Raw genomic sequence first — 10,552 nt, forward strand, 5'->3', positions numbered from 1 at the left:
ACGAAAACCAATTGGTTTTCATTAATAAAATACGGATTACCAAGGATGGTGGCGCGCCTGCAAACAATTGTTTTATATGAACGAACGCTTAAATTGCTTGCTTGTAAAAATAGATTTTAAATACGTTCTTAGAACCAATCCAAACCGTCAGCTTGTTTAATAGATTCTAGGCTCGGCATATAATCGGGCCTTGTTTATATCTGACCTCAATCATCCCGAGCATTGTTATCAACTGATTACCCCTCTTCAGCTTTCTACTATCTGCAAATCAAGCAAATATCTCACACACTTATCAGACATTGGCTATAGCCAAACCTTTTTATTGCCAGCTAAAGTATTCGGGTCAAGGACGACACGGAAAATCTGCCAATGGCAATGTGTACAATTGAAGGCTGTAAATGCAAAGCCGGCGCTATCGCAGTCGTTTTTGTACCTGGAATTATGGGTAGCCGGTTGAAGAATAAAGCATCTGGTGATGTGGTGTGGGACCCGGGCGTGGGTGCAGGTATTCACCTGAGTGCCCCCATGCGTGAGTTAAAGCAACAAAACAAGCAAGTACTGGAAGATGCCAAAGAAGCCTTTAAATCAGAAAAAGCCAACTTTTTAAAGAAAGGCACCGCTGGATTAGGTGTCGGTGCAATGTATTTGCATAAGTACAGTACCATGCCTGCGATAACAGCTACGGTTGAGACAGTGATGCAAATCGGCAGGAAAAGCCGGCTGGTTTATGATCTGGCCAACTTCTGGCTCAGCAACGCTGCCGAACGAAAACAATTACTGGTCAACCCCGAAAAACAGGGCGCATACGACCGAAAAGATGATTTACTCAAAGTTGACCAAGGCGATATTTCCTATTTCACCTGGCACACTAAAATTCCACCCGTCCTGGCTGGTGATTATAAAAATCGTGGATGGGGAACAGTATCATGGGAAAGTTATGGCAATTTTTTGCTTTTTATTGAGCGAGAAGTTACCCCGGAAATTCTGAGAAAATGCCGAGGCTATCAAGTTAAAACCTATGCCGTGGGTTATAACTGGATGCTAAGCAATGAGGTATCAGCCGATCACCTTGATCAAGAAATTCTGCGATTCAGATCAGAACTGGCAGCCGAAGCTGAGCTAGCGCCTGAACAAGTTAAAGTCATTGTTATCACTCACTCCATGGGCGGCTATGTTGCCCGCTATGCCGCCACACAGCTTTTTTCACCGATGGATCTGGTGATTCACGGAGCCATGCCAACCCACGGTAGCCCTGCAACCTACGCCAACGCTCATCGTGGTTATGATGGCGCAGCAGGTATCTTCCTTGGAATTAATGGTGCCGAGGTGTCTGCTGTTTTGGGTTTTTGTCAGGGCGGGCTGGAATTGCTGCCCAATCAGTATTATCAAACCGTCGACAAACAAAAAGACTGGCTCAGCGTAAAATCAGAAGCTGGCGAAGAAATATCCATTACTGAACAATACCCCGGCGAAAAAATATTTGATTTTTATAAAGATACTGAAAAGTGGTATAGCTTTATTGAGGCTCGCTTGCTAGCCCCAGAAAATAAAGATCACACTAATGATTACTCTGACCACCAGAGATTCCATTTTGAAAGAATTAAGAAAATCAAAAAATTCCACCAAACTCTAGCGGATAACTTCCATCCGAAAACATTGCTGATGTACAACCATGATATCGATATTGATTTTAAAAGTTATGATCGAATTCAATGGCAATGCAAGCACTTTCCAAAAGGTGATGTTAAAAGCTGGCAAGTGGTCGATGATGACTACCAAGATATTTTTACCGCTTCCGGAAAACTAAAGCTAGCCAATGAACAAACGGGTAAACAATATCATAAGGAGATGGTGTATTACCGCCATAGATCCAGCCTAGGTGGTGATGAAAAAGCTCATAGACCCAATGTCAATAGCATTGCCTTTGATATAGCCAAACCTGATGCGCCGGGTGATGGTACAGTCCATCGCGGCGCTGGCTCTAATATTTTATCTGAGAATATTATCCAACATATCCCAATAGCATTAACTGATGAGCTTACTTTAAAAACCTGGGGTTATTACGATACCGATGATCCACAGGACCATCAGCTATTTTTTAATTCAGAAACGGTGCGCGCTCATATCAAAACAGCAATTACTGACTTTGTTGGTGAATCCTTTAACCATGATCACGGTCAAGCGGAGTTTATATGAAAGTCTTTCTCGCACTTACTATTTCTGCTTTTACCTTCCTCGCCAGCTGCAGCCTGATTGGGAGCACCCGTACCGCTATGATTGATACACCAGAAATCCCTGATATTTTTGAGCCAGTTTGTATTGGCCGTTATCAAATGGATATGCCAAAAGGGACCAAGCTTACAGATGGAACCTTTCAGTCACATTTTTTAAAAACCAATTTTTCCAAGCCTTTAAGCGGCCAAAATAGACAGAAAAACTGGTTAGATGAAATAGAGCATAAACGAAAATCTGACGCAGAACATGGAGCAAAATATATTCACCAAACAGGTGAGCAAGATACATTATTAAGAGCAATACATTTGTTATTTAAATCATCAGAAGATGATTTAAAACCAACTCACATGGTCGATATTTTCTTATATAAAGACTTCCCTCAAGTAAAATTGGCCTTGGGTTTTGAAGCTACTTCCAGCAAAACCAACTTTACTAAAAGTAAGCATGGAGATTATTCATATTTACTTGAAAAATTCTTACAGCCCCTTCCATCTATAGCCCAACGCTACAAGCACCTTCCCTGGCCGCATAACCAGCTTGGCGTTTGTCTGACCAAAGACATTACTTTCAATACCGCCCGCGCTGCCGAGGATGAGTATTTACGAGTCATTTATCGCTTTAGAGAAAAAACTTTTTTCCAGTTTTATATTCAAGCCTATGCCAGAGATCAACACACTGAGCTACATGATGAAATTTCCAGCAAGTTAGGTGCACTATCATTATTCGCCAGTGACTATTTTAACTTTGGGGGGCGCACTGGAAAGCTGTTTTTAAGTGGTGATGTGTATAGCCCAACCGCTACACGTTTTCGTTGGTATGCCACTGATGCAGTAGCTGGTAGCACCCAAAAACCATTTATATCTATTGAAGGCCGGGTCGATGTTAATGACTTTCCAGAGTTAAAGGGGCTAAATAATATCGATTCGAATGCGATCGCCCTTTCTCTGCTTGCCAGCTTTCAGCCGAGAGAAAATGGTTTGGTGGGTACCAAGTGATTCGTTTTATTTTTATTATTTCAACCGCTGTACTTTCAGCTTGCAGTTTTATTGGTAGCACTCGCACTGCAATGATTGATGACATACCAGGACCCAATATTTTTAAACCAATGTGTATTGGCCGATATCAAATGGATATGCCAAAAGGTACGACGGTTGTCGATGGGACATTCAGAAGCTTTGATTTAGTTGGGAGCTTTGTTTCTAACAGATCGAAAGAGAGCCAGTACGGCGGTTATTTTGAAGGGGTTGACCGTGAATCAAAGTGGGAAAAATGGGTTCAAAAAGAAGTTGATAAAAGAAGGGGGCGTAAGGCTGAATATATTATAAACCGGAAGGAATCTGGACGTCATGCTTTGGCAACAAATTTTTTGTCTCAGGATGAACGGCATACAGCAGATATGCTTGAAACTTATATATTCAAAGACTTTAAACATTTGAACTCTGCCATTTCTCTAAAAGGCCGCTCTGTCAAAACAACCTATGTTCGTAGTGAAATAACCAACTACAAGCCTCATTACCGAAGATTTTTTGATAGAATTTACCAAGCGTCCGATCTCTACAAACACCAACCTTGGCCACATAACCAACTCGGCGTCTGTTTGGATAAAAACATTACTTTTAATACCGCCAAAGCCGCAGATGATGAATATTTACGAGTAATATATCGCTACGGTCAAAAAACTTTCTTTCAATTCTATTTTGATGCATATCCCGCTGGTAGTTATGGTGAATTACAAGACGACATTTCGCGAAAGCTAGGTTTACTATCTATGTTCGCCAGTGATTATTTTACTTTTGGTGGCCACGCGGGAAAGCTATTTTTAAGCAGTGATCGCTATAACCCTGAAGCAACTCGTTTCCGCTGGTACGCCACCGACGCTAAAGCGGGCAGCACGCGAAACCCATATATTTCAATTGAAGGTCGAGTGGATATTAACGATTTTCCGGAATATCGGAACATGAATAATATTGATTCAGATGCAATTGCATTGGCGATTCTCAGCAGCCTTCGACCAAGAGAAAATGGCTTGGTGGGTACTAAATGATTCGTTTAATTTTTCTTCTCTCAGCTGCTTTACTTTCAGCTTGCAGTATTATTGGCAGCACTCGCACTGCAATGATTGATGAAATACTAGGACCCAATATTTTTGAGCCAGTTTGTATTGGCCGTTATCAAATGGATATGCCAAAAGGCTACGAATTAACTGATATGACCTTTGGAAGTCACAATTTGCTCGGTTCATTTGTTAAACAACAATCTAAAACAGCTCAATTTCCAGGTTTTTTTGAGGGGGACACTAGGCAAATTCAGTGGATAGACTGGGTTGAAAAAAAATTCGAAAAAATAGCCGACAGGAAGCCCTCGCTTGCATACAAAAAAGCTGGAGAGAACTATCAAATCACTTCTTCACACTTTTTATATAAACCTGAATCAGACCCTACAGATATGCTATCTACTTATGTTTACAAAGACTTTCCTTCAATAAGTAAAAGTGTTGGCCTAATTGGAAAATCATCAAAAACCATTTACAACCGCAAACATACGCCTTACTACAAACCTTTCTATGATCGTTTTCTTGAACTGATCCCAGGAGTAGTCAGCTTATACAAGCACCTTCCCTGGCCGCATAACCAGCTAGGTGTTTGCTTAACCAAAGACATTACTTTCAATACCGCCCGGGCTGCTGAAGATGAGTATTTACGCGTTATTTATCGCTTTAGAGAAAAAACTTTTTTCCAGTTTTATATTCAAGCCTATGCCAGAGATCAACACACTGAGCTACATGATGAAATTTCCAGCAAGTTAGGTGCACTATCATTATTCGCCAGTGACTATTTTAACTTTGGGGGGCGCACTGGAAAGCTGTTTTTAAGTGGTGATGTGTATAGCCCAACCGCTACACGTTTTCGTTGGTATGCCACTGATGCGGTAGCTGGCAGCACCCAAAAACCGTTTATATCTATTGAAGGCCGGGTCGACATTAATGACTTTCCAGAGTTAAAGGTGCTAAATAATATCGATTCGAATGCGATCGCCCTTTCTCTGCTTGCCAGCTTTCAGCCGAGAGAAAATGGTTTGGTGGGCACTCGATAATTCCTCAACAAAAAAATAATTATCGGAATGAATCTTTATTTTTAAAGTTTTTTATTTCAAGTTTATTTTTACGCAACAAGTAACCTGCGGCAACTTAAAACCGAAGAGATTAAAAAATAAATGAAAAAAATAAATCCTCTGACATTCTTATTGACATCATCTATTCTTGTCAGTTGCGGCACAACAAAGCTTGAAAAAACCATAGACATACAAAAAAAACTTATTTCTAGTCACTATAAGCCATTTTGTATTGGGCGCCATACAGTCAATCTTCCTGAAGATATAAATTTTCTGGGATCAAATTTCCGTAGCCACAACTTATCGACTAACTTTTTCCCAAACAGGCCAGAAAGCTCAGCTGTAGGACTCTTTGAAGGAAATGAACGATTAAGTAATTGGAGCGCCAGCGCCAATAAGCAAGCACTCGATTATGGAGACTGGCAGAGAAAATCTGTTAAGAAAATAACTGACGAAGAATACCAAATATTATCTACACATCTGGCTGTAACACACCACGGCATATCCGAAAACATGCTTAAAACTTATGTTACAAAGGACTTTTCAAAACTAAAAAAGAGCATTGGATTTAACACTTACACAGATAAAAAAACTTACTCAGATACTGGGTTTGTTAACTATCAATCTGAATATTCAGCGTACCTGAAATCCCTACCTCTTATCCTTAAAAAATACAAAAACATTTCCTTGCCGCATCAAAAAAGCGGCACCTGCTTGACTGATAATATTTTTTTTGAAACGGAACAAGCTGCTAATGACGAATACTTAGGTGTTTTCTATAAACGCGGGGAAAAATCATATTTTCGCTTTGAATTTAATGCCAAGGCCGCTGAAAGCCAAAGCGAACTGACAGAACTTCTTAACAGAAAAATGCCAAACCGCAATAGTTACTACGCCAGAACCACACTTACTGTAGCTGGGCACCCTGGCATGTTCTTTGTTCACTCAGGATTTGACAGTAAGATTAAAAGTAAATTTTATTGGTATGCACTTGATGCCAAAGTTGGAAGCACTCGAACGCCCTACATATCGATTCAAGGAATGATTTATCTGGATGATTTCCCTGAAATTGAACAACTTGAGCATGTTGATTTAGATGCTTTTGCCATGTTAATGCTTAAATCACTCAAGCAACGTGAAAACGGCATGATTGGAACAAAATAATATTCCCGCTTCAGCAATGCTTTTTCATCGCAGCATTCATCATGATTAACTAGACTGATGCTAAATCTGCCAAGGAATGCATTTCGTTGCCAAAACTACCTGCTCGCTTACCTTTAACTATGGCACGACTGGCTTGTCGTCATGTTCGTGCCAATATTCAGTCAACTAACCAAGGTGGATTCGTGTTAGAAAACCAGCACTACCAATCCAGAGGCGAGCAAAAATCTACCATTGCATTGCGCAGCCGTAACGAGCATTTCTTTCATCAATACGCTACTCATCTCGCCAACCAAAAATCCATACCTGAAACACAGCAAATTCTAAGCATGCTGTATTTCGAAAGTCATTTAGCTTTGCTAAGCGGTGTGGGTAATTGTGATGAAATGAGTGCGGCAGCATTTATTTTTCTTTACCGCTGCCAACTGTCTCCTCTTGATTTGTTAATGATTAGCTATAAATACAAACCCTTTCCTAGTCTTGATATGACACCTTCAGTTGAATCCGAATACCATCATAAATTTGTAGTTATTGGGAGACCTCTTGATTCTACACTTGAAAACCCGGCCAGCTGGGGGAAACAAGCAGTACTTTGTGATCCTTGGTCTGATCTGGCGATGCCAGTAGCAAACTGCCAAGATTTTATTCTTAACCAGCAAACCGAGCTTCAGTTTTTTAGCATACAGCCGATGATTCGCTCGGATGATCAACAATTGTCATTACAAATTTCAACTAATAGAACAGCTACTGACGAGGATGAATTTCTTGCTATCGATCAATAGAAAATGGCTTGGTTGGCACTCGGCAATAATTTTTTATTCGTGAAATTCAACAGTCATTATTTCATGGTCGCCGATGTTCATTCAGCCTTCAGGAAAATTGATGTATCTCCAATGAGCATTGCAGGATTGTAAACCTGATTACGACTAATTCTGTGTTTTTAATTTCATCAAATTCACCAACAACGCAGCGCCTGCCAAACTCCAGACAATCATCGCGCCTGATGGCAAATCATAGACTGCCGACAACACCAGTCCGCCGCTATAACCGGCAATCCCTACCAACCAAGCAATCGATATTTTTTTGCCAAATCGATAGCTGGCCAGTGCTGGCACAATCAAACTGGCAAACACCAGATAGACTCCAATCAATTGGGTAGATAGGGTAATGGTGATGGCAAACAGCGGATAAAAAAACCAATGCCCGGCACGTTGCTGAAACAACTTCCAGAGTATAAGAACACCGGCATAAATGACCGCGGTAAATATTAATTGCTGGCTTTCAACCCAAAGGATTTGCCCATCCAACAGGGCTTTTAAGCGCTCTCCTCCGTGTGGATCTTTAGCCAATAATAAAATACTGCCGGTTGCCGCCAGCATAAAGCTGCAACCAATCAATGCTTCCTGTATTCGAGTAGGCAGGTTACGGAAACGGTATAGCAGCATACTACCTGCCACTGCTGCGCTTAACGCAATTAGCTGTTGTAACCAGCTATTTTCATCGACCAGAAATAAATTACTGGCAACAATCAATCCAAGCGCTGCAATCTGGGCAATTGCCAGATCCAGAAAAAGAATACCGCGATCAAGCACTTCGCGGCCAAAATACACATGGGTGGAAAGTACTAATAACCCGGCAATCATTGCCGGGGTTAAAATTTCCAAGTGTAATAGCAGGGCATCCATTAATTTAATCCCTGCTGCACCATTTGTTCTAACGTATCAGCAAATAATTCGACTAAATTATTTGAACTGTCGTTTCCGCCAATAGTGTAAGGCAACACCACTAGCGGCAAGCCACTTTTTTTGGCGAGCCATTTAGCTGCTTTCTGATCTTGGTAAGCTGCCACCATGATAAATGCTGGTTTTTGCTGCCTGATTTGTTTTAACAACTTGACCAGATAACTGCTGGAAGGCGCAACACCGGGAACCGGCTCCAAGTCCGCTACTGCCGTCATATCCAGCCAGTCGAGCAAATAACTCCAACTTTTGTGGTACACAACAACCTTTTGGCCTTCAAGCTGGGCGATTAGAGGTGCTAACTGATTTAGTTGTTTATTTAGCTGACGACGAAATAATTTAAATCGCAGCGAATAATATGCAGAATTATCCGGGTCGATGGCTGCCATCCGCTGGGAAAGCTTTTTGGCAATGCTAATTAATCGCAGCGGATCGAGATGAACATGCGGATTACCATCCGCATGAATATCGCCATGACTACGATCCAGATGCTGTGGGATCTCTAGGCGAGAAACCTGCATTGCCGCCATAAAATAACCCGGCTTGTCTGTTTGAATATTCGGATTAGCAGACTGGCGTAATAACAGCGGCAACCAGCCAATTTCCAACTCTGCGCCGCTACACACTAATAAATCTGCACGGCGAACCTTAGCAATTAAAGACGGCCTCGCTTCAATAAAATGTGGATTTTGAAAGGCATTGGTAGCAGAAAATACGCGGTATTTATCACCACCTATTTCACGAACCAGTTCAGCCCACTCAGGCTCACAGGCAAAAGCATTTAATTTAGCACTGGCAGGAAGCGCCACCACAAAAAATGCCAGAACCAGCAGCAGCTGGCTCATTTTTCTTGGCAATCTATTCATTGGGTTGCAAACACCTAGTTAGTAGCTATGTGCGCCGTGAGAGCCCAAACTCATGGTGTATTGCAACATGATTTGGTCGTCTTTCTCACCGTGGCCGTTTTCCAGCTTGCTATATTGCAGGCGCAAGCGAGAGAAATGACTTGGTGCATAATCAACCATCACACTGGATCGATTCGGCTTACCTTCCGCGCCTAAACCAGATTCTTCAAGAAACTCATCCTGATCCACGCCGTTATCTACAAAACTGCTAATTTTGTTATCTGCTTCAATAGCGTCGTAACGGGCACCTACTCGCCAAGATGGCATGAATTGGTAAATCGCCTGTACGTAATAACCGCTTTGCTCGCCATCATATGCTGCTTCAGCGCTATTACTGTCTTCAGTAAATTCAGCATCGGCTTTTTCATTGCGAATCAAATATTCGGCCTGCAGTTTGAAGTTACGCTGCTTGCCATTGCCGTTTGGTGCCCATTTATAAACAAAATCGATACCGCTAACATCTACTTCACCGTTTAACAGCTCGTTATCTGCTTCAGGTGCTTCTTCGCCGCCGTGATGATGACCGCCACCGGCTTCCCGAACATCGAATTTTGACTGGTAATAACTGGCACCCAATTGCCAGCTTGAGCTGACACCGAAATCACCGCCGGTTTTTGCAAACAATGTGCGGCCTTTATTGTTATCGGCATTTTCACCTGATGGGTATTCTGAGCCCGAGGTCACTTCAGCACCCAATAACAAATAGAAGTCGGTAGGTGCTAACCAACGCAGTTGAACTCCGGTGTCCTTTAAATGACCACCAAACAGCGCATCATAAACCAATGGAGTATCAGCAAAATCATGTGCATGGTCATGAATACCGTTCAGATAACCAAAACCGGAAAAAAACTGACCGCCTTTAATGGTTAAACCAGAACCCAGACCCAGAGTCTCGATATAGGCTTCTTCCAACTCAATTTCTGTTTCGCCATTACTATAAATAATCGCAGTATTGAGTGAGCCGTAAAAACGATCATCAATATTGGCAGAAATAGTTAACTCATTGTGGCCAGTGGAAAAACCTTTTTCTGGCAGACCCGCTTCACCACCTAATTGAAAACCAGGTAACTCCAACTCTGTCTGATCAAGGTCGGTATAGCGCGCATCCAGAATAAGACTGATCGCAGGATTAAACTGATTGCTGCTGATTTTTCCATCAGCAGCCAATGCTGATGAAGCCAAAGTTGCAGTTCCCAGAGCAGCAACCAATAGTGAATATGACCGGTATTTCACAAACATCTCCTTCAAAAAATGAACACTAATCTAAATTTACTGACAATTAATCAAACGAAGAACTAAGCACATTCCTCCCGAAACTATTCGGGATAACCTGTAATGACTTCTGGTTTAAAAAGGGCTCAATCAGCCGATCTGAAAAACAGATCTATTGAGAGGGTTCTG

Annotated in this window: 9 protein-coding genes; 6 read left to right on the forward strand and 3 right to left on the reverse strand. The window is 41.8% G+C overall.

Annotated elements, in window-relative coordinates; translation table 11 throughout:
• Nucleotides 1–369: 369 nt before the first annotated feature.
• The 6 genes from DC094_RS03115 to DC094_RS03140 all read left to right on the forward strand — a co-directional run bounded on the left by DC094_RS03115 (nt 370) and on the right by DC094_RS03140 (nt 7,289).
• Entirely contained in the window at nt 370–2,196 is a 1,827-nt protein-coding gene (locus tag DC094_RS03115) for an esterase/lipase family protein (protein ID WP_116685613.1), read from the forward strand.
• Nucleotides 2,193–3,230: a hypothetical protein gene (locus DC094_RS03120; protein ID WP_116685614.1), complete on the forward strand. Its 1,038-nt coding sequence runs from the start codon at nt 2,193–2,195 to the stop codon at nt 3,228–3,230. Before DC094_RS03115 ends, DC094_RS03120 begins: the two co-directional genes overlap by 4 nt.
• On the forward strand, nt 3,227–4,279 hold the full coding sequence (locus tag DC094_RS03125) for a hypothetical protein (protein WP_116685615.1): 1,053 nt from the start codon (nt 3,227–3,229) through the stop codon (nt 4,277–4,279). The genes DC094_RS03120 and DC094_RS03125 overlap by 4 nt, the downstream gene beginning before the upstream one ends.
• Entirely contained in the window at nt 4,276–5,328 is a 1,053-nt protein-coding gene (locus DC094_RS03130; protein ID WP_116685616.1) for a hypothetical protein, read from the forward strand. Before DC094_RS03125 ends, DC094_RS03130 begins: the two co-directional genes overlap by 4 nt.
• 120 nt (nt 5,329–5,448) lie before the next feature.
• The gene (locus DC094_RS03135; RefSeq protein ID WP_116685617.1) at nt 5,449–6,510 is read left to right on the forward strand and encodes a hypothetical protein; all 1,062 of its coding nucleotides are present in this window, start codon (nt 5,449–5,451) and stop codon (nt 6,508–6,510) included.
• 86 nt (nt 6,511–6,596) lie between these two features.
• Nucleotides 6,597–7,289 carry a hypothetical protein gene (locus DC094_RS03140; protein WP_116685618.1) on the forward strand — a complete coding sequence of 231 codons (693 nt, stop codon included), beginning with the start codon at nt 6,597–6,599 and terminating at the stop codon, nt 7,287–7,289.
• 144 nt (nt 7,290–7,433) lie between these two features.
• Here DC094_RS03140 and DC094_RS03145 read toward each other — a convergent pair whose 3' ends face one another.
• From DC094_RS03145 to DC094_RS03155, 3 genes are read right to left on the reverse strand one after another with little or no spacing between them, the layout of a single operon-like run.
• The gene (locus DC094_RS03145) at nt 7,434–8,192 is read right to left on the reverse strand and encodes a metal ABC transporter permease (RefSeq protein ID WP_116685619.1); all 759 of its coding nucleotides are present in this window, start codon (nt 8,190–8,192) and stop codon (nt 7,434–7,436) included.
• Entirely contained in the window at nt 8,192–9,112 is a 921-nt protein-coding gene (locus tag DC094_RS03150; protein ID WP_206605553.1) for a metal ABC transporter substrate-binding protein, read from the reverse strand. The genes DC094_RS03145 and DC094_RS03150 overlap by 1 nt, the downstream gene beginning before the upstream one ends.
• An 18-nt stretch (nt 9,113–9,130) precedes the next feature.
• Nucleotides 9,131–10,384, reverse strand: coding sequence for a putative porin (locus DC094_RS03155; RefSeq protein ID WP_116685621.1), 1,254 nt, complete (start codon nt 10,382–10,384; stop codon nt 9,131–9,133).
• Nucleotides 10,385–10,552: the final 168 nt, after the last annotated feature.

This window comes from Pelagibaculum spongiae (genome assembly GCF_003097315.1).
GTDB classification, from domain to species: Bacteria; Pseudomonadota; Gammaproteobacteria; order Enterobacterales; family Pelagibaculaceae; genus Pelagibaculum; species Pelagibaculum spongiae.

Coding starts and splice junctions, on each gene's coding strand:
- DC094_RS03145 (WP_116685619.1), bottom strand. CDS start 8,192: ATGGATGCCCTGCTATTACACTTGGAAATTTTAACCCCGGCAATGATT.
- DC094_RS03120 (WP_116685614.1), top strand. CDS start 2,193: ATGAAAGTCTTTCTCGCACTTACTATTTCTGCTTTTACCTTCCTCGCC.
- DC094_RS03150 (WP_206605553.1), bottom strand. CDS start 9,112: ATGAATAGATTGCCAAGAAAAATGAGCCAGCTGCTGCTGGTTCTGGCA.
- DC094_RS03135 (WP_116685617.1), top strand. CDS start 5,449: ATGAAAAAAATAAATCCTCTGACATTCTTATTGACATCATCTATTCTT.
- DC094_RS03115 (WP_116685613.1), top strand. CDS start 370: ATGGCAATGTGTACAATTGAAGGCTGTAAATGCAAAGCCGGCGCTATC.
- DC094_RS03130 (WP_116685616.1), top strand. CDS start 4,276: ATGATTCGTTTAATTTTTCTTCTCTCAGCTGCTTTACTTTCAGCTTGC.